General features: G+C 41.9%; 2 protein-coding genes. Both read left to right on the top strand.

Features of this window, described 5'->3' with window-relative positions:
- On the top strand, nucleotides 1-542 hold a 542-nt coding region (pstA, locus tag ACYVTD_RS15115), incomplete at its 5' end, for a phosphate ABC transporter permease PstA (protein WP_461248532.1).
- Nucleotides 539-685, top strand: a 147-nt coding sequence (locus ACYVTD_RS15110; RefSeq protein ID WP_461248533.1) for an ATP-binding cassette domain-containing protein, incomplete at its 3' end; no start/stop codon positions are given. The genes pstA and ACYVTD_RS15110, both read left to right, overlap by 4 nt.

Raw genomic sequence — 685 nt, 5'->3', positions numbered from 1 at the left:
CAATAGAAACGCTTGCGGGAATTCCTTCGATTATCTACGGACTTTTCGGGCTTCTTATGTTCTGCCGCCTACTTGGGTTTGGGCAATCAATAATAGCGGGCGCTTTTACATTGAGCATAATGATACTTCCAGTTATTATCCGCACTACGGAAGAATCTTTAAAATCAATTCCCGGCTCTTTCCGGGAAGGCTCTCTTGCGTTAGGCGCAACAAAATTGCAGACAATTTTCCATGTGGTGCTTCCGTCAGCGCTTCCCGGGATTGTAACTTCGGTAATTCTTGCAATCGGGAGAGTAATAGGCGAATCCGCTCCTGTATTGCTTACTGTCGGTCTTACCAAAAATATGCCTCGTACCATTTTTGAATCGGGCAGAACATTGACAATTCACCTGTACTATTTAACAAATGAAGCAGTGCGTCCCGAAGATTTTGGCATAGCGTTTGCAACCGCGTCCGTGCTGGTAATTCTTGTTGTGGTAATAAATTCCGTAACAAAAATTTTAACCGATAACTTTAGGAAAAAACTTGGAGAAACTCTATGAGCGATTTAAAAATTGACGTAAAAAACCTTGACCTTTATTACGGCGAATTTCAAGCGCTAAAAAATATCTTTTTTTCTATTAAAGAACAGGACGTAGCCGCCCTTATTGGTCCTTCCGGCTGCGGCAAATCTACTTTTATTCGA

The organism is Treponema sp. R6D11, from assembly GCF_054786075.1.
This window is presented reverse-complemented; position numbering and strand designations above follow the sequence as displayed.